Below are 23,497 nucleotides of genomic sequence, written 5' to 3'. Positions count from 1 at the left end.
TGCCTGTTCCGCCAAACTGGCCCGCCCGCGGCTAATCAGCCGGGGCAGGGCGTTCTTAGCGTGGATAGAGGGGCGGCAGCGCGCTGGCCTCTACAGTAGCGGGCTGTTGCGCTTCGAGGGCCGGCAGCGAGCGAATAGCCTGCCACAAGGCTTCACCTTGCCATTGCTGGCCGGTTTCGCTGTAAAGCGCACCGTTGAGTTCATCCAGCGCGGCTGAAAGCGGCACGTCGCGCGCTGCCATTTCGGCAAGCGTGCACGGTTGCTGGCGGGCCCACGCATCGAGTGCCTGACGGGTCTGGTTAGGCTCATTGGCCTGGCACGCGCGTTTGAGTTCGTCGAGCAGGGTGCGTGGACTTGGGCCGGTTTGGGCCGTCTTGGAAACAGCCGGCAGGCGTCGTGCGCGCCACCATAAGCCGAGCGCAATGAAGGTCGTCAGGCCCAGCAATGCAGTGCTTAGTTGCCACGGCCAGACTGCTGGTCCCTGAATTACGGTAGGCGGCAACGCCTCGACCGGAATCTGCGGCTCGGTTAGTTGTGGATTGGCGGCTACGTCCAGCGTGCGCGCGGCAATACTGGTCTGCTCAAGGCTATCGGTCAGGGTATTCCACCAGGTCAACGTAATGGCCGGTAATTCGACCTTGCCTTGCTGGTTGGGCACCAACGCTTCGTGTTCTTCGCGGCTGCCGGTGATGCCTTGCGGAGTGACCTGATTGCTCAGGGTCGGCTGGTCGGGGTAGCGGCGCAGGCCTTTGACATCGGGTGTCGCCAGCGGCGGCAGTTGAGCGCTGGACAGACCTTCGACATTGAGCATCATATTGCGGGTCAGCGAATCGCCGACCTTGGCACTTGCCGGATCCGGGCTCCAGCTCTCAGTCAGTGTGACCTTGTGCGCCGGAAGCCAGGGTGCATCAGCCGGATAGCTGGCCGGTTTGGCTTTGACCTCGAGCGGGATCTGCGGTGAGCGCACACGGACCACTTTGCCGGGACGCGGGCCGAAGGGGTTGTAGTCATCGCTGTCGTTGGCCGCAACCGCGGTGGCGCTGAATGCCTGCGAAGGAATTTCCAGGGCGCCGCTGTGCTGAGGATAAATCGCGTAACGCAGCTCGATCACGCCGTGGCGTACACCATTTATCAGCTTCTCATAGGTGCGTGGTTTTTCAAGCGGCTCGACCCGTGCGTCGGGGATTTCCAGCGGGGTCAGACTGCTGTCGTCATACAGTGAAACCGAGTGATAAATGCGCAGCGTGAGCACGGCTTGTTCCTGCACATAGACCGAATCCTTATCCAGGCTGGCATCAATGAATACCGGCGCCATCTTGCTGCTGTCCGCGTCTTTGCTGGCCTCGACCACTTGCAGGGTGATCGGCTGGCTGTGCATGCCTTCAAGGCTGAGCGAGGGGATGACCACGGTGCCAGTGGTTTTCGGTTGCAGGGTGACGATCCAGCGAGTCGTGGCCTTGGCCTCGCCGTTGAGGGTGGTCAGGCGGTTGACTTGCCGCGTACCGAGCACATCGAACAACTCGTTGAGCGGTTTCAGATCCGGTTTGCCGAACAGCGTGGTGTCGTCGGACTCCAGGCTTAACTCCACCGTCTCGCTGACACTCAAAGTGCTGCGGTCGACGCTGGCGATGAGGTCCTTGGCGCTGACTGAAGTAGCCGCAAAAAGGGCCAACAGGAAAATGCAAAGCAGGCGGGTCATTGAGGGTTTTCCTGACGCTGTTGCTGTTCATACCAAAATTTGCGTTTAAGCAATTCACCCGGATCATCGGGTATTTGCCGCAGCCATTGTTCTAGTGACTGGCGCCGCTCGCCATCGATGGCTTCGGTCGATTTGACCAACTTGTCGGCGGCAGCTTGCGTTGCCTGATCCTGCTGGGCTTGTTGTTGAGCGGCCTGCGCGTCCGGCTGCCCGGCATCATCTCCGGCGCTGGATTGCTCGGCGCTCTGACCGTCCTGTTGGCTGTCTGCGGCCTGATCTTGCCCTGGCGATTGCTCGCTGGTCTGATCATCAGTCGAGCCATCAGCGTTTTGCGCATTGGGCGAGGATTGCGCCTGGCTGTTGTTTTGCTCAGATCCTTGCTGGCTGTTTTCTTGCGAGTTCTGCGAGTCTTGCTGTTGTGAATCCTGCTGATTTTGTGGCGACTGCTGTTGCTGTTGCAGCAATTGCTCGATCAGAGCCTTGTTCTGCTGGGCCTGAGCAAGATCAGGTTGCAGATCCAGAGCTTGTTCATAGGCTTCGATTGCCGCCTCGTACTCGTTACTGCGCGCCAGCGCATTGCCGCGATTATAGTGGGCGGCAGCACTGTCGCTCTGGGCAAACCGTTCTGCCGCCCCGGCATAGTCGCCTGCCTGATACAGCGCCTGGCCCTGCCATTGCGGGTCGCTGAAACGTTTCGCGGCCTCTGCCGGACGCTGCGCTTGCAGCAGGCGTTGGCCTTGTTGGTCGGGGCGCAACCAGAGATCGTCAAAGCCGAATGCGTAACTATTTTGCGGCAGGCTCAGGAGCAGCAGCGGCACACAGAATATCCAGCCGCGACGGCCAGCGAATGCCGCCAGTAATACCAGCGCCAACACCAGCCAGTGGCCCTGATCAGCCCATACCTGCAACTGTTGTTTCTCGCCTTCCTCGCGCAGCTTCTGTGGCCCGCCCAAGAGGCCCAGCCCTTTTAAGTCGAGGTCGTCGAGGCGGGACTGGCGGTATTGGGCGCCAATGCTGGTGGCATAGCGAGCGAGTGAACTGCTGTCGAGGCGGGGGATCATAATTGCGCCCTGAGCATCTTTTAGGAAACCACCGTCGGCCTGGACAATCGGCGCGCCTTGCTGGGTGCCGATACCGAGAATGCTCAGGCGCTGGCCATGAGTGCCCAAAGTGCTGGCGATGTTCTGGCGCTCGCTGTTATTCAGTTCGCTCACCACCAGCAGCAATCGGCCCTGCCCCTGCGCGCCTTGCTTGAGCAGTTGCTGCGCCTTTTCTACCGCCAGATCGGCGCGATGGCCCGGTTCGGGCATGATGTCGGGCTTCAAGGATTCCAGCAGGTTACGGCTCGTGCCCAGGTCGTCCGAGAGCGGGACCACGGTGTGCGCGCTACCGGCGAATACCACCAGCGCCGTTTGCGCATCTTTGCGTATCTGCAGCAGGTCGATGATCTTGCGCTTGGCGTGTTCAAGGCGGGTTGGCGTGACATCACTGGCGAGCATTTGCGGGCTCAGTTCGAGAATCACCACCAGCGGGTCGGCAGGTTTGAGATTGTTCTGTTCAACCTGCTGCCAGCTTGGCCCCAGCATTGCGAGCAAGCCCAGCAGCCAGGCGCAACCGAGCAGCACAATTGGCGTGCGACTGCTGCGCCCCTGGCCGCCGCTCAGCAGAACCGAGTGAAAAGCCACGGGCAGCAGCTGTTGCCAGCGGCCGCTGCGTTTTTCGCGGTGCCACAGCAGCCATAAAAGGGTCAGAAATAGCGGGATAAGCAGCAGCCAGAAAGGCCGTAGCCAATGGGGCCAAAGTGATAAAAGGCTCATGATTCGCTCGGCTGCCGTTTGAACGCACGCATTTGGCGCTGCAGTTGCGGCCACAACTCATGCAGTGCCAGCAGCAGGCTAAGCAACAGCGCTGCGCCGAGTGGCCATGCGTAAAGCGCCTTGGCTGGGCGCGCGAGTGTCGGTTTTTGCTCAACGGGTTCGAGGCGGTCCAGGGTTTCTTCAATAGCGCGAAGCTCATCACTGCTGCGCGCACGGAAATACTGCCCGCCGGTCAGGTCGGCAATTGCATTGAGCGTGGGCTCATCAAGGTCGAGCCCGGGATTGAAGCCGAACATGCCTAGCAGGCCGCCCGATTTAGGGTCGGCGCCGATACCGATCGGATAAATCTTCACGCCTTCCTCGGCTGCCAGTTTGGCTGCAACCAGTGGCTCGATCTGACCGCCTGTGTTGGCGCCGTCTGTGACCAACACCAATACCCGGCTTTCGGCGGGACGCTCGCGCAGGCGTTTCACGGCCAGGCCGATGGCATCACCCAGCGCGGTGTTTTTACCGGCGATCCCGATAACTGCCTCGTTCAGCCAGGTGCTGACGGTTTGCCGGTCGAAGGTCAGTGGCGCCTGCAAGTAGGCCTGACTGCCAAAGAGGATCAGGCCCACGCGGTCCCCTGTGCGGCCTTCGATAAAACTGCCGAAGAGGTTCTTGACCAGTGTCAGGCGGCTGACTTCTTCGTCATTCCAGCGCATGTCGGCATATTCCATGGAGCCAGACACATCCACGGCCACCAGCAAATCCCGGCCGCTGGCAGGCAAGGGCAGCGGCTCGCCGACCCATTCAGGCCGCGCCGCCGCACTCAGGAGCAATATCCACAGCAAGATGAACCGCGCCTGTCGCCGCCAGCTGGGCAATGCGGTGCGCGCCTTGCGGCCACTGAGGCCTTCGAGTTCATTGATGAAGTTGATATTCAGCGCCGCATCGCCGCTGTCTGCTGCGGGCAGAAGCCAGCGCAACACCCACGGCAGCGGCGCGAGCAGAAATACCCAGCTCCAGGTAAATTCAAACATGTTTGCGAATCCACGTGTCGACTGCCTGATTGAGCCCGGCAATGGCTTTGTCATCGAGCAGGCAATGAGGGCGATAAGCACCTTCAACCAAAATCATCCAGCGGGTCAGCCCGGCAGCCGGACAGCGATTGTCGAGAAAGGCCAGCCATTGGCGACTGGTCAATGTATGGCACTGGCTGTCGGGGTAACGCTGCACGCACAGCCGTTTGAGCAAGCTATTCAACGACTGTAGCCAGGGACCGGCCTGCATCCCGTCATAGGGTTTTTGTAGGGCTTCAAGTTCGCTCAGCGCTGCCAGTCGCAGCGGGTCCTGGCTGATGTCTGGCTGTTTGTCGGCTTGGTTACGGCGTAGCTTTTTCAGCAGCCGGTACAGGCCCCAGAGTACGACAGGGAGCAATACAGCCAGCAACCACCAGCCCGGTGCCGGCGGCCACAGGCTGATTGGGTCTGGCTGGATAAGTGGCTGCAATTGATCCAGCGGGTTCATTTCGAGGCCCTTGAACCGTTGAGGTGGTCGCGCAGTTGGTCGACCATCTCGCGTTGGGTGTCGAGCGCCAGCAACGGCACGCGCAGCTTCAATGCCAGGCGTTCCCAGCGTGCCTGTCGCGCCTGCGCCTGCTCGTGATAAGCACGGCGCAAGTCTGCGTTGTGGGTGTCCAGTTCGAGTTTGGCACCGCTCTCGGCAAACCGCAGTAAACCGGCGGCGGGCAGGGCATGGTCGAGTGGATCGCTGAGCGGCAGCAGGAGCACATCGCAGTGGCGCGCGAGCAGCGCCAATTGTTGTTCACTGCTGTCGTTGAGGGTGCGCTCATCACAAATGATCACCGCGAGGCTGCCGGGGCGCAAAATTTCCCGTGCGCGGCGCAGTGCCAGGCCGAAGCTGTCACGGCCGGCGTTCGGGTCGCCGGGCAGTGCCTGATTGGCCCGCGCCAGCCGGCTGAGCAGTTGCAACAGGCTTTGCTTGCTGCGACGCGGTTTGATCTCGTGATGTTCGTTGTCACCAAACACCAGCCCGCCAACCCGGTCGTTATGACCCAGTGCCGCCCAGCCAATCAGGCTGGCGGCTTGAGCGGCCAGCACCGACTTGAACATCAGTCCGGTGCTGAAAAACAGGCGCTGGCTTTGTTCCACCATGATGTAGATGGGCCGCTCGCGCTCCTCGTGGAACATCTTGGTGTGCGGCTCCTGAGTGCGCGCCGTCACCCGCCAGTCAATCGTGCGCACATCATCGCCAGCCTGATACACCCGCACCTGATCAAAGTCGACGCCACGCCCGCGCAGTTTCGAGTGGTGCAGACCAATCAGCGGGCTGCGTCGGGCGGCTGTCGAAAACAGCTGCACTTCGCGCACACGGTGGCGCATCTCGATCAACTCGGCGAGGTTAACGCGGATGCCAGGCTGGGCTGCAAGGGTTTGCATAGGGTCAGGCGACGGCGACTACATCGAGAATGCGCTGGATGACGCGGTCTTGGTCGATACCGGCAGCCTCCGCTTCGAACGACAGGATGATGCGATGGCGCAGCACATCGAACAGCACCGCCTGAATGTCTTCGGGGCTGACAAAGTCTCGTCCCGCAAGCCAGGCATGAGCGCGCGCGCAACGGTCCAGCGCAATCGAGCCACGCGGGCTGGCGCCATAGGAAATCCACTCGGCGAGTTCCGGATCAAATTTGGCGGGCGTGCGTGACGCCATCACCAATTGCACCAGGTATTCCTCTACCGCATCAGCCATGTACAGACCGAGGATTTCCTTGCGCGCTGCGAAAATGGCGTGCTGGCTGACCCGGTGCTCGGGTTTCTCTTCACCATGAAGCGCTTCGCCGCGAGCTTGCATCAGAATCTTGCGCTCGACGGAGGCGTCGGGGAAACCGATTTTTACGTGCATCAGGAACCGGTCGAGCTGGGCTTCCGGAAGCGGATAGGTGCCTTCCTGCTCGATTGGGTTCTGTGTGGCCATTACCAGAAACAGCGGCGACAGGTCATAGGTGCTGCGGCCCACGCTCACCTGACGCTCGGCCATGGCCTCAAGCAGCGCCGATTGGACTTTGGCCGGTGCCCGGTTGATTTCGTCAGCCAGTACCAAGTTGTGGAAAATCGGCCCTTGCTGGAACACAAAGCTGCCGGTTTCCGGTCGATAAATCTCGGTGCCAGTGATGTCAGCTGGGAGCAGGTCTGGGGTGAACTGAATGCGATGGAATTCAGCTTCGATACCTTCCGCCAGTTCTTTGATGGCCTTGGTTTTCGCCAGCCCCGGCGCGCCTTCAACCAGCATGTGGCCGTCGGCCAGCAATGCGATCAGCAGGCGCTCTACCAGTTTTTCCTGGCCGAGAATCTGCGAAGAGAGGAAATTACGCAGCTCAAGCAATGCAGCCCTGTACTGCGGGCCTTGCGAGTTTTCTTTGGTTTCCAAAATACCAATCCTGTACCCATTCGAATGTTACGGCTTGCTCTAACGGCCCCGTTCAACGGGTAGAGCCAGGCCAATTGGCGTAGGTAATCAGTAGCATTTGCAGGTGATGGTTACACGCCGTGCAATGAAAAGCAGGTGCACTCTCGCTATCCGGCATATGGTCGCATAAGTGTGGCGGCTATCGTACTGGCCCAGGCGGCCGATTTCGAGCGATTCGAGCGCAACTCAACAGGAAGATTTCATTTTTGCTGGTGCAGTGCGCTGCGCGTGAACGGTCACTTGCAGCTGACCGCAGAGTGAAGAGTGCGGATTTAAAGGCGTGATCACCGGCTCGGATCTCACCTGACACTGCTTGTTGCTAACCTTAAGCGCAGTTTTAAGCACAGCATCAAAAACTCGAACAGCGTCTTTTTCTACGTCAGCGCTAGGCTTTTTTGGCGGTCGTCATCATGCCTTTTTCGGGCAGCAGTCCATTGCCGAAGGTGAGTTACAACGAGAAAACTTCGTCAACTTCACCAGCGATCAAAGATGTGCAGGCGGGCTTACTCAGGCGGCTACCGCCCGCAGAAGGCATTGCTGACGTGGATATCCATATTTTGTGGAGCCGTGAGCAACACATGAGCCGGGCAGAAACAGTCTTCATTGAGGGCTTAGTTGCCTGCGACTCAGGTTAGGCGAATCAAGCTAGCTGATAGTTCCCGGCTCAAGAAGAGGCTCAGGCCCTCTGCGAAACCGGGTTCAGTCCAGGGCATTAATTAGGTTTTGGCACATCGTCTGTAGTGACGTCTTTTTCGTCGACTATATCTTGTGCCACAGCGTGATCTTCACTGTCAGCTGCAATGCCATTCTGACTGGCACCGCGTTCAGGCTCACACACCAGTACGGTAAACAATGGAAAGTGGTCCGAACCGATAGAAGGTAGGCGCTTTATATCCTTGAGCTTGAAATGTGCACTGTGAAACAGATGGTCTAAAGGCCAACGTAAAAACGGGTAGTCCGCGTGGAAGGTGTTGAACATTCCCCGCCCAATCCGTGGATCAAGCAGACCGCTAATTTTACGGAACAGGCGAGTGGTGAAAGACCACGCCACATCATTCAGATCACCCGTCACAATAACCGGGCCCTGCGTTTGCGCAACTTTCTTAGCGATGCAAATCAACTCCGCATCGCGTTCAGTTGATTCTGAATTTTCAGTCGGGCTTGGGGGCGCGGGGTGAACAAAGTGCATGCACACTTTATCGCCTGAGCGCAGCTGCAACGACAGATGAACTGACGGAACATCGTCTTCCACTAAAAATGAAAGCACTTCGTCACTAAAGGGCAGTCTGGAGTAAACGTGCATGCCGTACAGGTTGTCCAGCGGGCACTTAACGCTGTACGGCAGATCAACTTCTATTGCTTCAAGCCTGCTTTCCCACCATTTATCAGACTCCAACGTGACTAGAATATCGGGCTGATACTGCGAGACCAGCTCCACTAAAGCGTCACTGTTGCGGTTGGTTTTCAGTACGTTTGCCGTGATGATGCTGAGCTCGCGAGCAGGATCGCTGCCCTTGCTCGCGTTAACCTCCTTTGACCAAACGCGTGTGTAAGGTAATACCCACTTCAACTGCCACAATAAGCACACGCCTGCAGCGGCCACTAAGCACCAACTGAATGCGCGAGTTAAGTCGAGAAACAAGCAGTTAATAACAAGTAAAACCGCAGCCATGAAAGCGATTTGCACTCGGGGGAAGTCCATCACTCTGACGACCCAATGCTGATGCCTGGATAACGGCAGCGCACTGGCGATGACGATCAACAACGTGGCGATGGTCAACACTATTAACATGCTATTTCCTGTGGTTGAGTTTTAAACACTGCAGCATTAATTATCGAGAACCACCCGCGCCTGGCTCGCTCTCAATGCAGATTAAAGAAAGCCTATCTGCTGGATTTCGGCATTGTGGCTTTATTCACCTCTGACAACTGAAACAGATCATTCAGTTTCATCTGACCAGTAAGATTGCGAAAAGTCCGAACAAGGCTAACGCTGTTCGGAGGACCGAACGCTCGCCATCAGCGTAGATCGTAAGGCTGGTTAGTGTTCTGGAAGTTTTCGCTTGGTGTGACGCAGGCGCATCTTTATGACGGCCCAGTGAAAAACCCAAGGCTGGCCAAACGACTCGCCCCACACACAGAGACGTCAATCACGCTTAGTAAATCAATAGATTCCTGCAAAGCCGTTGCAGCTCACTCACTGTGTGGGCGGGCTGATCGTGAGCCACGATCACTTGCGGTGAGCTGAATTCAGGCATAAAACGGTGCATCAAAGGCTGGATGTTGGAGGTCTGAGATGCAGCAGTACACGGGCAGTTGCCTCTGCGGCAAGGTGCAAATTGTGGCGTTGGGCCAGCCTTATCGGGTGGGCATTTGTCATTGTATTGATTGCCGCAAACACCACGGGGCCTTATTCAATGCCTGCGCGATATTTGCCGAGACTGCCGTGAGCATCAAGGGCGAAACGCGTGACTACGCAGGCCGGTGTTTCTGCCCTAACTGCGGCTCGTCAGTCTTCGCCCGCAGCGCAGACGAGGTAGAGGTGCATCTGGGCTCACTCGATGCACCTGACCAACTGATGCCCACCTACGAAAGCTGGGTCATCCGCCGTGAATCCTGGCTGCCAACATTCTCCCTTAAACACCATTATCAGCGTGATCGTGAGGGAGGCGGGCGTTCTGAAGACTAGCCAGACAAAATCCGCGCTCAGCTGGCCTGATTAGCCTCACGCGCGCAGATGCGCTGCAGCGGGCTTTCGGTAATTAGCTCTGACTGGTTTTTGGGTCTCGGGTAATCTAGGCATTCATATTTTGAAATTTATGGCCTGGCGGCATATGAATTTCCGTTCTGAGTGCTCGTCACTCGTCAGCAGCACACCCGAAGATGCATTAAATGATCAACGTCGAAATGATGGCCTCGGTATTGGAGGCTTTGCCAGACCCTGCTTTTATCCTCTCGCGCAGCGGTAAATATGTCGCGGTTTTTGGTGGCCGTGACACGCGCTATTACCACGACGGCAGCGGGTTGGTCGGTTTGACCATCACTGATCTGGTCAAAACCGAAAAAGCCAACTGGTTTCTCGAACAAATTGATCGGGCCCTGGCGACTGGGAAGCTACTGGTTGAGGAGTACGAACTAAGCAACAGGGACGTAAAAGGGTTGTCTGATGAGGGACCTGTAGAGCCGATTTGGTTTGAAGGGCGAATTCAGGCGTTGGACTTTCAGGTCGACGATGAAGATGTGGTGCTTTGGGTCGCCAGTAATATCTCCGAGCGCCACCAGTTGGAGGTCAGGCTGCGAGAGCTGAGCGATACCGATCAGCTTACCGGCCTGTATAACCGTCGTAAGCTTGAGCGTGATTTGTCCGGTCACTATCAGAACTTTGTTCGTCATCGTGTACCGACAGCTGTTCTGATGTTCGATCTGGACAACCTGAAGCAGGTCAACGATGCGTTTGGTCACCATGTTGGCGATGACATGATCATGGCTGTGGCCGATATGTGCAGATCACACTTGCGCCAAAACGACACCGCCTGCCGGTTTGGCGGCGATGAGTTTGTCATCGCGCTGCCCAACACCGGGCATGAGCAAGCCTTGCAATTTGCCGAACGCCTGCACCAGAGTTTCGCCGAGAAGTTGAGCCGCTTTTCGGTCGGCGCAAGCACCGCTACATCAAGTGTTGGCGTGACAATAATGCTACCGGCCGACGGTTCATATGAAGACACGCTAAAGCGGGCCGATGCCGCCTTGTATGATGCCAAGCGACTGGGTAAAGACCGGGTGGTCTTTGCGGACTAACTCTTGTCTCTGCAGGGGATCACGCGTTTGACCAGTTTGCCGATTGTCATGCCCTGGACCAAGATAGAAAACACCACCACCAGATAGGTCAGCGAAACGACGATGTCGCGGGCATCGCCGTGTGGCAGCGACAACGCCAGAGCGACCGATATCCCGCCGCGCAGGCCCCCCCACGTGATCACGCTCCATGAGCCTTTGGGCAACCGGAAGCGTTCACCCAGTAGCGCGATCGGCGCACCAACGGTCAGCAGTCTCGATACCAGGGTCAGCACGATTACCATCAAGCCTGTGGCCAGCAGTGCGTTGGAAAAATGAATCAAGACCACTTCCAGGCCAATGATGACGAACAACACGGCGTTGAGAATTTCGTCGAGCAATTCCCAGAACATGTCGACGTTCTTCTCGGTCTGCTCCGACATCGCATGTGAGCGCCCCTGATTACCCACGATCAAGCCCATTACCACCATCGCCAGCGGCCCGGAGACATGCAGGTGGGTCGCAAGTGCATAGCCGCCGAGCACGGACGCCAGAGTGATCAGGACTTCTTCGTGGTAACTGTCGATGCTCTTGAGCATTCGATAGACGACAAAGCCGAACACGGCCCCCAGCAACGCACCGCCGCCGGCTTCCTTGACTAACAGTTCTGATGCGCCCAGAACGGTCGGGGTGTTGCCACTGGCGATCATGGCCAGAATCAGTGAAAACAGCACCACGCCGACGCCGTCGTTAAACAGCGATTCGCCCGAAATAACCAACTCAACACTCTCGGGAGCACCGGCTGACTTGAGAATGCCCTGAACTGCAATCGGGTCTGTGGGCGATATTAACGCGCCGAAGACCAAGCAGTAGACCAGCGGCAAATCGAGGTCGGTCAGTGCCAGCAAGTACCAAAGCGCATATCCGATAAACAGGGTCGACAAGGTTGTGCCGACAACCGCCAGTGAGGCAATTTGCCAACGAAAGGCGCGCAAATGCGACAAGTTAATATGCAGCGCGCCCGCGAACAGCAGCAGCGACAGCATGCCCTGCATCAACAACTCGGAGAAGTCGATGGACTTCAGCAACGATTGCTCATAGGTGTGCAGGGCGTGAAACCCGAGCTTGTCCAATGCCATGTTCAGCAGCGAGAGCACCAGCGCAATTGCCATCACCCCAATGGTTGGCGGCAGGCCTACATACCGGCGGTTCAGATAGGCCAGCAGTGCGGTGATGCAAAGAAACGCGGCGATTATGTCCAGCATTAGCGAGGAGGGTCCTTGTGTGGGGCTTTTACTTTGAACGGCGCATTACTGCAGCGAAAAGCTACGTTGCCATCTAGCTAATACCTGAGCAGGTCTGAGTTGCCTTAAGACAAGCTGCGCTCGACAACTTGGAAAAGCGGGTCTGCCAAGCGCGTGGCGTATCGAAATAATCCTGCCCATCTGTATCTGTCTGGCTAGCAGCCTAGCGGTTACTGTCGAGTGATCAAACCAACTTTGGGGCAATTATGGATCTCAGTGGCTTTTCTTTCGGTGTTACCGATTGGGCGAAAATTGAGCCAGTCGAGCATGCAGGCGCAAGCGGCAGTGCCTTTTGGCGGACTTGTCAGTTTGGCTCGACTCGCGTGCGCATGGTCGAATACAGCGCCGGTTATCTGGCGGATCACTGGTGCACACGGGGCCATATCCTGTTGTGTCTGGAAGGTGAGTTGATCACTGAGTTGGACGATGGCCGCCAGTTCACCCTCAGCCCCGGCATGAGCTATCAAGTGAGCCATAACGGCGAAGCACACCGTTCTTCGACCCACAGCGGCGCTCGCTTGTTCATTGTCGATTAATCCCCAAACCGCGGGTCATATCTGCTGTCACTTCTCAGGCCTGGGTTGGGATATGCCCAACCAAAACCCGGCTTTCCCGCTTCTTGAACGAAAATGTCGCAGCGCGACAAGCGTCACCGGGGCTTCCATCGTTAAGCTCAACGGGCAAATGTGACCAGCGAGTCGCAGACAGCGCCATACCTATGAGAGGCTGCAATTGGAATGCAATCGCCGCCTCGTAGACTAATGTTGTTAGGAACTTCAGTCCTTAGTCACGACTCGCAACTGCCTTAGTTGAATTTAAAGCCAAACGGAGCACAACCCATGGCGTTCTTTACGGCGGCCAGCAAAGCCGATTTCCAGCACCAACTGCAAGCGGCACTGGCGCAGCACGTGAGCGAGCAGGACCTGCCGCAAATGGCACTGTTCGCCGAGCAATTTTTCGGCATCATCGCGCTCGAAGAGCTTACCCAGCGTCGACTGTCAGACCTGGTAGGTTGCACCCTTTCATCCAGGCGCATGCTGGAGCGTTTTGATCCGAGCAAGCCCGAAGTTCGAGTATTCAATCCCGATTACGAAAAGCATGGCTGGCAATCGACCCATACCGCGGTTGAAGTGCTGCATGCGGACAGCCCCTTCCTGGTTGATTCGGCTCGCATGGAGCTCAACCGTCGCGGCTACAACATTCATACCTTGCAGAACAGTGTGTTCAGCGTACGCCGCGACAAGAAGGGCGATCTGCTGGAAATTCTGCCCAAGGGCACGACTGGCGACGACATCAGCGAAGAAGCACTGATGTTTCTGGAGATCGACCGCTGCGCCAGTGCTGGCGAAATGCGCACGCTGGAAAAGGCCATTCTCGACGTATTCAAGGATGTTCGCCTGAGCGTTTCCGACTTCCAGCCAATGCGCAACAAGGCGCAAGAGCTGCACGCCTGGCTGGGCAAAGCCAAGCTTAAGGTCGATGCCGCTGAGCTGGATGAGATCAAGGTGTTCATGCAGTGGCTGCTGGACGACCATTTCACCTTCCTCGGTTACGAGGAGTTCACCGTTGCGGATGCGGCTGATGGCGGCCACATCATCTATGACGAAAAATCCCTGCTTGGCCTTTCCAAGACGCTGCGCGCCGGCCTCAAGCCGGAAGATCTGCACATCGAGCCACAAGCGCTGGCTTACTTGCGTGAACCGCAGTTGTTGTCTTTCGCCAAAGCGGCGATTCCAAGCCGCGTGCATCGTCCGGCGTACCCTGACTTTGTTTCGATTCGCGAGCTAGACAGCAAAGGCAATGTGGTCAAAGAGTGCCGTTTCATGGGCCTCTATACCTCGGCCGTGTACGCCGAGAGCGTCTGGGATATTCCGTTTATCCGCCGCAAGGTTGCGATTATCGAGCAGCGTTCGGGCTTCGCCAGCCGTGCGCATCTGGGCAAGGAGCTGGCGCAGGTACTCGAAGTCCTGCCGCGTGATGACCTGTTCCAGACCCCCGCTGAAGAGCTGTTCAACACCGCGCTGTCCATCGTGCAGATTCAGGAGCGCAACAAGATTCGCGTATTCCTGCGCCGCGATCCGTACGGGCGTTTCTGCTACTGCCTGGCGTATGTCCCGCGCGATGTGTACTCGACCGAGACCCGGCAAAAAATCGAGCAAGTGCTCATGGAGCGTTTGCAGGCTACCGACTGCGAGTTCTGGACCTTCTTCTCCGAGTCGGTACTGGCTCGCGTGCAGTTCATTCTGCGGGTAGACCCGAAGAACAAAACCCAGATCGACACCGCGCAGCTTGAGAAAGAAGTGATTCAGGCTTGCCGTTCCTGGAAGGATGACTTTGCCAGTCTGGTCGTCGAGAGCTTCGGCGAGGCGCATGGCACCAACGTGCTGGCCGAGTTCCCGAGTGGTTTCCCGGCAGGCTATCGCGAGCGTTTTGCGCCGCATTCGGCCGTGGTCGACATGCAGCATTTGCTCAGCCTGAATGCCGAGCGTCCGCTGGTAATGAGTTTCTATCAGCCGCTGGCGCAGGGCGACAACCTGCTGCACTGCAAGCTGTATCACGCCGATACGCCGCTGCCGCTGTCTGATGTATTGCCGATTCTGGAAAACCTCGGGTTGCGCGTACTTGGTGAGTTCCCGTATCGCCTGCGCCAAAAGAATGGCCGCGAGTTCTGGATTCACGACTTTGCCTTCACCTATGCCGAAGGCCTGGATGTCGATATCCAGCAACTTAACGACACCTTGCAAGATGCCTTCGTCAATATCGTCAGTGGCAACGCTGAAAACGATGCCTTCAACCGACTGGTGTTGATGGCGGCGATGCCGTGGCGCGAAGTGGCTTTCCTGCGCGCCTTTGCGCGTTATCAGAAGCAGATTCGTCTGGGCTTCTCGCTGAGCTATGTGGCGGCAACGCTGGTTAATCACGCCGACATTGCCAAAGAGCTGGTGCGCCTGTTCCGTACCCGTTTCTATCTGGCCCGCAAACTTACCGTTGAAGACCTTGAAGACAAGCAGCAAAAGCTTGAGCAGGCGATTACCAGCGCGCTGGATAACGTTGCCGTGCTCAACGAAGACCGCATCCTGCGGCGCTACCTTGATCTGATCAAGGCCACGCTGCGCACCAACTTCTATCAGCCGGATGCCAGCGGTCACAACAAGTCGTATTTCAGCTTCAAGTTCAATCCGCGTCTGATTCCGGAAATTCCCAAGCCGGTGCCGATGTTCGAGGTGTTCGTCTATTCGCCTCGCGTTGAGGGCGTGCACCTGCGTGGCGGCAAGGTTGCCCGTGGCGGTTTGCGCTGGTCTGACCGTGAGGAAGATTTCCGCACAGAAGTCCTGGGCCTGGTTAAGGCTCAGCAGGTGAAAAACGCGGTTATCGTGCCGGTCGGCGCCAAAGGTGGTTTCGTACCGCGTCGTTTGCCAGCCGGCGGCACGCGAGACGAGATTCAGGCCGAGGCGATCGCTTGCTATCGCATCTTCATCAGCGGCTTGCTGGACATCACCGACAACCTCAAAGAGGGTGAAGTGGTTCCGCCGTCGAACGTGGTCCGTCACGACGAAGATGACCCGTATCTGGTGGTCGCAGCCGACAAAGGCACGGCCACATTCTCGGACATCGCCAACGGCATCGCGGCGGAATACGACTTCTGGCTGGGCGACGCCTTTGCCTCGGGCGGCTCTGCCGGTTACGACCATAAAGGCATGGGCATTACCGCCAAAGGCGCCTGGGTGTCGGTGCAGCGTCACTTCCGTGAACACGGTATTGATGTGCAGGAAGACCCGACCACCGTTATCGGCATCGGTGACATGGCCGGTGACGTATTCGGCAACGGCTTGCTGCTGTCGGACAAACTGCAATTGGTGGCCGCGTTCAACCACCTGCACATCTTCATTGACCCGAATCCGGACACGGCGAAGAGCTTTGTCGAGCGCCAGCGTCTGTTCGATCTGCCGCGTTCGAGCTGGGCCGATTACGATACCGCGCTGATTTCGCAAGGCGGCGGTATCTTCCTGCGCAGCGCCAAGAGCATCCCGATCAGCGCTGAAATGAAGCAGCGTTTCGACATCAGCGCCGACAAGATGGCGCCAACCGAGTTGCTCAACGCGCTGCTCAAGGCACCGGTAGACCTGATCTGGAACGGCGGTATCGGTACCTACGTCAAGTCGAGCAAAGAGAGCCACGCCGATGTTGGCGACAAGGCCAACGACACCCTGCGTGTAGACGGTCGCGAATTGCGCGCCCGGGTTGTGGGCGAGGGCGGTAACCTCGGCATGACGCAGTTGGGGCGTGTTGAGTACGGCCTGAATGGCGGCTCGAGCAACACCGACTTTATTGATAACGCCGGTGGTGTGGACTGCTCCGACCACGAAGTGAATATCAAGATCCTGCTCAATGAAACCGTGGCCGCAGGCGACATGACCGGCAAGCAGCGCAACAAGCTGCTGGCCGAGATGACCGACGCTGTCGGCAGTCTGGTGCTGGGCAACAACTACAAGCAGGTGCAGGCGCTGTCGCTGGCGCAGTACCGGGTTCGCGATCGTGTGGGCGAGTACAAGCGCCTGATGGCGGCTCTGGAAAATGCCGGCAAGCTCGACCGCGCGTTGGAGTTCCTGCCGTCTGACGAGGAGCTTAACGAGCGTACTGCCAATGGTTTGGGGCTGACTCGTCCGGAGCTGTCGGTGCTGATCTCGTACAGCAAAATCGACCTCAAGGAATCGCTGCTGAAATCGACCGTGCCGGATGATGAGTATCTAGCACGCGAAATGGAAACCGCATTCCCGCCGTTGCTGGCCGACAAGTTTGGCGAGTCGATGCGCCGTCATCGCCTCAAGCGTGAAATCGTCAGCACCCAGATTGCCAACGATCTGGTCAACCACATGGGCATCACCTTCGTGCAGCGCTTGAAGGAGTCCACTGGCATGAGTGCGGCCAATGTGGCCGGCGCTTACGTGATCGTGCGTGATGTGTTCCGCTTGCCGCACTGGTGGCAGCAGATCGAGGCGCTGGATCACAAAGTGCCGGCAGACTTGCAGCTGCAAATGATGGACGAGCTGATGCGTCTGGGCCGTCGTGCTACGCGTTGGTTCTTGCGCAGCCGTCGCAGCGATATTGATGCCGCCCGTGATGTTGCCCACTTCGCACCGCGCATTGCAGCGCTGGCATTGAGCCTCGACGAATTGCTCGAAGGCCCGGCCCGCGAGCAGTGGCTGGCACGCTTCCAGGGTTATGTTGAGGCCGGTGTGCCGGAGGATCTGGCGCGTGTGGTGGCGGGAACCAGTCACCTGTATACCTTGCTGCCGATTATCGAAGCGTCGGATGTCACGGTGCAGGAGCCTTCCGATGTGGCCGTGGCTTACTTTGCCGTGGGCGACAAGCTCGAGCTGTCGTGGTACTTGCAGCAGATATCGGGCCTGCCGGTCGAGAACAACTGGCAAGCACTGGCGCGTGAAGCGTTCCGCGATGATCTGGACACCCAACAGCGTGCGATTACCGTTTCGGTGTTGCAGATGACTGATGGCCCGGTTGATATCGAGGAGCGTGTCGGCGTGTGGCTGGAGCAGCATCGCCGTATGGTCGATCGCTGGAAGGTCATGCTGGCGGAGCTGCGTGCGGCAACCGGTACCGATTATGCGATGTACTCGGTAGCCAACCGCGAGTTGCTCGACTTGGCTCAAAGCAGCTAATAGTCGCTGTTAAGCTCCATGAAAACCCCGCTGAGAATGCGGGGTTTTTTATGGCTGGCGATTTATTCAGGGGAGGTAAGGCTGTGTGTTAAGCGCGGGGGTTGAGCCGTAATCGCGGCAAACGGTTAACGCCCGGTGATTCGCTTCAGGCGTCGCTCAGCGGCAACAAGTACTCGGTTACATTGGGTGCGCCCGCAAGCAACAAACCCTGACCCAGTGCATTGGCTTCTTTTGAACTTTTGGGCAGCAGCAACACTTCATTGCCGCTGGCTGTGCGGTTCATCGACAGGCGCGAATAGGGCAGGCCGGTGTCGAGTAGCAGGCTCATGAATGCGCTGTCTTGCCAGGCGGCGTCGGGCATGTTGAAGACGTAAAAATCCTTTTCCAGGGCTTTGACGGCAGCGCGGTTCAAGGTATAGCGGCTTATCTGCGCCGGCAGGTTGGTTTCGAGTTGGCGAACCCGTGCGTAACCCACGGCGCAGGCCAGCTCTTCAGTATGCACGTCGCTCGCCCAATACAGGTAGTCGCCGTTCCAGCTGGTCTGGCGCAACACGATTGGCTCGCCCGCAAGAAAACGCGGCAGGGCCACGCTCAGGGTGCGGACAAAGTCCTTGTAGCTGATGATTCGCACATGCCGGCACGCTTCGCTGGCGGCAAAGGCTTCAACACTTAAGTAGTCCTCACCGCTTGGGCTGGCGCCGCTGAAACCGTGCAGTTTGCGCAGGTCGAAGCTGTCTTCCCGGTGTTCTTGCAGGGTCACCAGTTTGCTCAGCGCGGCATGCGCCAGTGCCTTGTCTTCTTGCACCGGGCCAGAAAGTGCGCTGCGCGGCAGGTCCAGCAAGCGCTGCAGTTGCATGCCTGATTGCAGGTGGATTGCTTGCGAGGGGGCGGCCAGTGGCGCGAAGGGCAGTTTGAGGGCGCTGGCCCGTTCGAGCAACTGACGCGTTGCACGGCCGCCGAGGCCAAAATTCTTGGCCAGCGTACTCAGGCGCATACTGATGGAAACCGGTATTTCTGGGTGAGACATGGTCGGGCAAGAACTCCAGGTACTTGGCTGCCAGTAGGCAACATTGCAATTTCAGTGATGCTTACTTGCGGGTTATACCTGCGTGATATGGCAATATAAGGGCATTCATTTGCAAAGTATCTCCATGCCAAAGCTCCTGCTGGATGTATCTCTGCCGGCCGAACGGTTACGTTTAGTTTATCAAGGTCAGGCCAATCGTATTCAATTGAAAAGTCGAGACGGCCGTCTTGTGAGTATCCCTGCCCATCACTTGCGGCCCTTTATCGGCCATGCGGGCGTGCAGGGGACTTTTATCATGGAATTCACCGAGTCCGGTCAACTTCTTAGTTTGCGTCGCGCTCCAGCATCGTTTTCATCTGATCAATACGCTTGACTCACAGCAGCCCAAACGCTACGAAACGACCTGACACGCTTCACTCAGGATTGATTGCGTGCCCCGCAATACCGGTATTTGCGCGACGTTACAGATTGATTCTTGCTGATTTCTGCAATTTATCCAGCCTCAATGCCGCACATGCCTCGCGAGCCTAACGCATGGGCTGTATAATCGCCGGTCTTACTCATTCGCCCTTATCGAGCTAAGCCTGCCCATGTATACCCTGGCCCGCGAGCTGCTGTTTAAATTATCCCCTGAGACGTCCCATGAGCTGTCGATCGACCTGATCGGGGCCGGTGGCCGTATGGGCCTCAATGGCCTGTTCAACAAGGCGCCAGCCAGCTTGCCGGTCAAGGTGATGGGCTTGGAGTTTGCCAACCCGGTGGGGCTGGCGGCAGGGCTGGATAAAAATGGCGATGCAATTGATGGCTTTGCCCAACTGGGTTTCGGTTTTGTTGAAATCGGCACTGTGACACCGCGTCCGCAGCCGGGGAATCCGAAACCGCGACTGTTCCGTTTGCCGGAAGCCGAGGCGATCATCAATCGCATGGGATTCAACAACCACGGCGTCGATCATCTGTTGCAGCGCGTGCAGGCGGCCAAGTACCGCGGCGTGCTGGGAATCAATATCGGCAAGAATTTCGACACGCCGGTTGAGCGCGCGGTTGATGATTACCTGATCTGTCTGGACAAGGTCTACGCCAATGCCAGCTACGTGACGGTTAACGTCAGTTCGCCGAACACGCCGGGGCTGCGTAGCTTGCAGTTTGGCGACTCGCTCAAGCAGTTGCTCGAAGCGTTGCAGCTGCGTCAGGAAGATCTTACCCAGTTGCATGGCAAGCGTGTGCCGCTGGCGATCAAGATTGCCCCGGACATGACCGATGAAGAAACCGTGCAAGTAGCGAATGCGCTGGTTGAAACCGGTATGGATGCGGTCATCGCCACCAACACCACGTTGGGCCGTGAGGGCGTCAAAGGGCTTGATCACGCCGATGAGGCGGGCGGTTTGTCGGGTGCGCCGGTGCGTGACAAGAGCACGCATATTGTTTCGGTTCTGGCTGCTGAGTTGGCGGGTCGTTTGCCGATCATTGCCGTTGGCGGCATCACCGAAGGTAAACACGCCGCCGAGAAAATCGCCGCGGGCGCGAGCCTGGTGCAGATTTACTCCGGCTTCATTTACAAAGGCCCGGCGCTGATTCGCGAAGCGGTTGACGCTATCGCAGGATTACCCAAAAAGGCTTGAGTTTGGCTTTTCTGCAGTCAGGTTTGCATGACTGCGGCCGTGATTTTTGCCTTTCCCGCGGCAATAAAAAGGGCTCCTTAAAGGAGCCCTCTGGGCCTAAGCCCGCCGCCTGATTGAGGCGTGCTTGATGAAGTCGGACGTGTCCTGTTTAGCCGACAGCGTGAAGTTCGTTGAGTCGATGAATACCGGCGGTACCGGTCATACCATCCCAGTTGTCGCCTCGGCCCTCGCGCCAGCCGTTTAACCAGGCTTGGCGGACAGATGGATTGGTGAATGGGCAGAGCTCTCTGGATTTACCATGGACGCCATATTGATAACCGCGCAAAAAAGCTTTTTCTGAAGGATCACGCTTAAGTCTTCTCATAGGGTGTTGCCCTCGTTTGTTGACTGTAATGTCCTGTAGACCTCGACGTGAGGTCAGGCAGTAATGGTTCTGCCGTTGGAGTCCGCTGCCGGCGTTACGAGCCTCCTGAGCCGCTTCGTTGCGATGCGGCCTGTGTAGATTTCTAACCAATGCGTGCTGCGCTGGGAATGATCGTTTTGTCATAAGCGTGCAACAATTATTAGGTTTAGGCCATAAGGCCTCGACCTAACAAATTAAGGTTAGCAGCCAAGTCCCTGTGGCGCTTGGCTTTGCGCAGGCCATACTGATGTTTTGCCATCGCTGGATGCGCTGGCTGTTGAATGATATTTATTCCGACGAAGTGTCGCTCTGTGACGTTTTGTCACTTATTTTGGCCGTGTTGACTGACTCAACATGCCGTTAATTTCACGAGGCACTGGATTTACCATGTCGGATCGATTCGAACTAGTTCTCACCTGTCCCAAAGGCCTTGAAGGCCTGTTGCTTGATGAAGCGGGGGAGCTGGGGTTGGAGGACGCGCGCGAGCAGACGTCTGCGGTGCGCGGTTTCGCGTCTATGGAGACAGCTTTCCGGCTGTGCTTGTGGTCACGACTGGCAAACCGGGTGCTGCTGGTGCTCAAGCGTTTTCCGGTCAAGGACGCCGAAAGCCTTTACGAAGGCGTGCTTGAAGTGGACTGGTTTGAGCACCTTGAGTCCGATGGCAGCCTGGCGGTTGAGTTCAGCGGCAATGGTTCCGGCATCGACAACACCCACTTCGGCGCGCTGAAGGTCAAGGATGCGATCGTCGACAAGCTGCGTTTGCGCGACGGCACCCGGCCTTCGGTCGATAAGATCAGCCCGGACCTGCGCGTGCATTTGCGCCTCGACCGGGGTGAGGCGGTGCTGTCGCTCGACTTGTCTGGTCACAGCCTGCATCAGCGCGGTTATCGTCTACAGCAAGGTGCTGCGCCCCTGAAAGAAAACCTCGCGGCGGCGGTATTGATCCGTGCTGGCTGGCCGCGTATTGCTGCCGAAGGCGGCGCGCTGGCTGACCCGATGTGCGGGGTGGGCACCTTCCTCGTTGAGGCGGCGATGATCGCGGCCGATATCGCGCCAAACCTCAATCGTGAAAAGTGGGGCTTCAGCCGCTGGTTGGGCCACATCCCGGTCTTGTGGAACAAGGTGCATGACGAGGCCGTGGCGCGTGCGGCTGCTGGCTTGGCCAAGCCACCGCTGTGGATTCGCGGCTATGAGGCCGATCCGCGCCTGATCCAACCGGCGCGCAACAACATTGATCGCGCCGGTCTGAGTGACTGGGTCAAGGTGTATCAGGGCGAGGTCGCTACGTTTGAGCCGCGACCGGATCAGAATCAAAAAGGCCTGATCATCAGTAACCCGCCTTACGGCGAGCGTTTGGGCGATGAAGCCAGCCTGTTGTATCTCTACCAGAACCTCGGCGAACGTCTGCGTCAGGCGTGCATGGGCTGGGAAGCGGCGGTATTCACCGGCGCGCCGGATCTGGGCAAGCGCATGGGCATTCGCAGCCACAAGCAGTATTCGTTCTGGAACGGTGCCTTGCCGTGCAAGCTGTTGCTGATCAAGGTTCAGCCCGAGCAGTTTGTAACCGGCGAGCGTCGTTCTCCTGAGCAGCGTGAGCGTGAACGCGAGCAAAATGAAGTGGCCGCAGCGCCGGCTCCGGTCAGCAAGGCTGCACCGAGCCCTGCGCAAGCGCCGGTCGAGTTGGCGCGTTTGAGCGAAGGCGGGCAGATGTTTGCCAACCGCTTGCAGAAAAACCTCAAGCAGCTTGGCAAGTGGGCACGCAAGGAAGGCATCGAATGCTACCGCCTGTATGACGCCGACATGCCGGAATACGCATTGGCTGTCGACCTGTATCGCGACTGGGTTCACGTGCAGGAATATGCAGCGCCGCGTTCGATTGACCCGGAAAAAGCCTCGGCGCGCTTGTTCGATGCGTTGGCGGCTATTCCGCAGGCATTGAATATCGACAAGAGCAAAGTGGTGGTCAAACGCCGTGAGCGCCAGACGGGCACCAAGCAGTATCAGCGTCAGAGCACTCAGGGCCAGTTCATGGAAGTGACCGAGGGCGGCGTCAAGCTGCTGGTCAACCTGACGGATTATCTCGACACCGGTCTGTTCCTCGATCACCGTCCGCTGCGTATGCGTATCCAGCGTGAGGCTGCCGGTAAGCGCTTCCTCAACCTGTTCTGCTACACAGCCACGGCAACCGTGCATGCGGCCAAGGGCGGCGCTCGTACGACCACGAGCGTGGATTTGTCGAAAACCTACCTCGATTGGGCACGGCGCAATCTCTCGCTCAACGGCTTCTCTGACAAGAACCGCCTTGAGCAGGGCGATGTGATGGCGTGGTTGGCGGAAGACCGTGGCGAATACGAGCTGATCTTTATTGATCCGCCGACGTTCTCCAACTCCAAGCGCATGGAAGGTATTTTCGATATCCAGCGCGATCACGCGTCCATGCTTGATCTGGCCATGGCCCGACTGGCGCATGGCGGTGTGCTGTATTTCTCGAACAACTTCCGTAAATTCCAGCTGGATGACAATCTGGCTGAGCGTTATGCGGTTGAAGAGATCAGCGCCTCGACACTCGATCCGGACTTTGCCCGCAACAGCAAGATTCACCGCGCCTGGCGTATTACCGCGCGCGGTTGAGGCTGGCGCCAGCGAGACTGGCGCTGTTATTTCAGGCATTAAAAAGCCCCGAAGTCGTAAAGACTGTCGGG

Annotated in this window: 17 protein-coding genes and 1 pseudogene; 8 read left to right on the top strand and 10 right to left on the bottom strand. The window is 57.8% G+C overall.

The features are described 5' to 3' along the window. Window positions 1–55: 55 nt before the first annotated feature. Genes BM395_RS01345 through BM395_RS01320 form a run of 6 tightly spaced genes read right to left on the bottom strand, consistent with a single transcriptional unit; the run spans window position 56 to window position 6,948 of the window. Window positions 56–1,699, bottom strand: a complete 1,644-nt coding sequence (locus BM395_RS01345) for a BatD family protein (protein WP_090508616.1) — start codon at window positions 1,697–1,699, stop codon at window positions 56–58. After that, window positions 1,696–3,516, bottom strand: coding sequence for a VWA domain-containing protein (locus tag BM395_RS01340; RefSeq protein WP_090508615.1), 1,821 nt, complete (start codon window positions 3,514–3,516; stop codon window positions 1,696–1,698). The genes BM395_RS01345 and BM395_RS01340 overlap by 4 nt, the downstream gene beginning before the upstream one ends. Further along, entirely contained in the window at window positions 3,513–4,538 is a 1,026-nt protein-coding gene (locus BM395_RS01335) for a VWA domain-containing protein (protein ID WP_090508614.1), read from the bottom strand. Before BM395_RS01335 ends, BM395_RS01340 begins: the two co-directional genes overlap by 4 nt. Beyond that, window positions 4,531–5,025 (bottom strand): DUF4381 domain-containing protein, encoded by a 495-nt coding sequence (locus BM395_RS01330; protein WP_090508613.1) that lies wholly within the window; start codon window positions 5,023–5,025, stop codon window positions 4,531–4,533. Before BM395_RS01330 ends, BM395_RS01335 begins: the two co-directional genes overlap by 8 nt. Beyond that, complete coding sequence (locus tag BM395_RS01325; protein ID WP_090508612.1) at window positions 5,022–5,957, bottom strand: DUF58 domain-containing protein; 936 nt, start codon at window positions 5,955–5,957, stop codon at window positions 5,022–5,024. Before BM395_RS01325 ends, BM395_RS01330 begins: the two co-directional genes overlap by 4 nt. A 4-nt stretch (window positions 5,958–5,961) precedes the next feature. Next, a complete protein-coding gene (locus BM395_RS01320) occupies window positions 5,962–6,948 on the bottom strand; it encodes an AAA family ATPase (protein WP_069899007.1) in 987 nt (328 codons plus the stop codon). Between the two features lie 392 nt (window positions 6,949–7,340). On the opposite strand from BM395_RS01320, the pseudogene BM395_RS23510 reads away from it, so the two are divergent. Further along, window positions 7,341–7,622: pseudogene (locus BM395_RS23510) on the top strand (LysR family transcriptional regulator); the annotation flags it as partial. 77 nt (window positions 7,623–7,699) lie between these two features. Here BM395_RS23510 and BM395_RS01310 read toward each other — a convergent pair. Continuing rightward, window positions 7,700–8,779: an endonuclease/exonuclease/phosphatase family protein gene (locus BM395_RS01310; RefSeq protein WP_090508611.1), complete on the bottom strand. Its 1,080-nt coding sequence runs from the start codon at window positions 8,777–8,779 to the stop codon at window positions 7,700–7,702. 504 nt (window positions 8,780–9,283) lie between these two features. Here BM395_RS01310 and BM395_RS01305 point away from each other — a divergent pair. Both BM395_RS01305 and BM395_RS01300 read left to right on the top strand, forming a co-directional pair. Next, window positions 9,284–9,676 (top strand): GFA family protein, encoded by a 393-nt coding sequence (locus BM395_RS01305; RefSeq protein ID WP_090508610.1) that lies wholly within the window; start codon window positions 9,284–9,286, stop codon window positions 9,674–9,676. A gap of 203 nt (window positions 9,677–9,879) precedes the next feature. Continuing rightward, window positions 9,880–10,785, top strand: a complete 906-nt coding sequence (locus BM395_RS01300; protein ID WP_090508609.1) for a GGDEF domain-containing protein — start codon at window positions 9,880–9,882, stop codon at window positions 10,783–10,785. Here the strand turns inward: BM395_RS01300 and BM395_RS01295 are convergent. After that, window positions 10,782–12,026, bottom strand: coding sequence for a cation:proton antiporter (locus BM395_RS01295; RefSeq protein ID WP_069898997.1), 1,245 nt, complete (start codon window positions 12,024–12,026; stop codon window positions 10,782–10,784). The two genes, BM395_RS01300 and BM395_RS01295, sit on opposite strands and share 4 nt — an antisense overlap. Window positions 12,027–12,271: 245 nt before the next feature. Between BM395_RS01295 and BM395_RS01290 the strand changes: the two genes are divergently transcribed. Both BM395_RS01290 and BM395_RS01285 read left to right on the top strand, forming a co-directional pair. Further along, window positions 12,272–12,601, top strand: a complete 330-nt coding sequence (locus BM395_RS01290; RefSeq protein WP_090508608.1) for a DHCW motif cupin fold protein — start codon at window positions 12,272–12,274, stop codon at window positions 12,599–12,601. 303 nt (window positions 12,602–12,904) lie between these two features. Beyond that, complete coding sequence (locus BM395_RS01285; protein ID WP_069898993.1) at window positions 12,905–17,746, top strand: NAD-glutamate dehydrogenase; 4,842 nt, start codon at window positions 12,905–12,907, stop codon at window positions 17,744–17,746. A gap of 145 nt (window positions 17,747–17,891) precedes the next feature. On the opposite strand, the gene BM395_RS01280 is transcribed toward BM395_RS01285, so the two are convergent. Next, window positions 17,892–18,773, bottom strand: a complete 882-nt coding sequence (locus BM395_RS01280; protein ID WP_090508607.1) for a DUF6685 family protein — start codon at window positions 18,771–18,773, stop codon at window positions 17,892–17,894. 124 nt (window positions 18,774–18,897) lie between these two features. On the opposite strand from BM395_RS01280, the gene BM395_RS01275 reads away from it, so the two are divergent. Beyond that, window positions 18,898–19,146, top strand: coding sequence for a DUF2835 domain-containing protein (locus BM395_RS01275; protein ID WP_090508606.1), 249 nt, complete (start codon window positions 18,898–18,900; stop codon window positions 19,144–19,146). Between the two features lie 217 nt (window positions 19,147–19,363). Continuing rightward, window positions 19,364–20,392: a quinone-dependent dihydroorotate dehydrogenase gene (locus BM395_RS01270; RefSeq protein WP_069898989.1), complete on the top strand. Its 1,029-nt coding sequence runs from the start codon at window positions 19,364–19,366 to the stop codon at window positions 20,390–20,392. A gap of 148 nt (window positions 20,393–20,540) precedes the next feature. Here BM395_RS01270 and rmf read toward each other — a convergent pair whose 3' ends face one another. Continuing rightward, window positions 20,541–20,756: a ribosome modulation factor gene (gene rmf / locus BM395_RS01265; RefSeq protein ID WP_075723314.1), complete on the bottom strand. Its 216-nt coding sequence runs from the start codon at window positions 20,754–20,756 to the stop codon at window positions 20,541–20,543. Between the two features lie 426 nt (window positions 20,757–21,182). On the opposite strand from rmf, the gene rlmKL reads away from it, so the two are divergent. Further along, on the top strand, window positions 21,183–23,426 hold the full coding sequence (gene rlmKL / locus BM395_RS01260) for a bifunctional 23S rRNA (guanine(2069)-N(7))-methyltransferase RlmK/23S rRNA (guanine(2445)-N(2))-methyltransferase RlmL (protein ID WP_090508605.1): 2,244 nt from the start codon (window positions 21,183–21,185) through the stop codon (window positions 23,424–23,426). The last annotated feature ends 71 nt before the right edge of the window (window positions 23,427–23,497 follow it).

Origin of the sequence: Pseudomonas marincola (assembly GCF_900116605.1) — a bacterium.
Classification (GTDB): domain Bacteria; phylum Pseudomonadota; class Gammaproteobacteria; order Pseudomonadales; family Pseudomonadaceae; genus Aquipseudomonas; species Aquipseudomonas marincola.
Note: the sequence above shows the minus strand (reverse complement) of the source record. Positions and strands in the feature narration are given on the sequence as shown.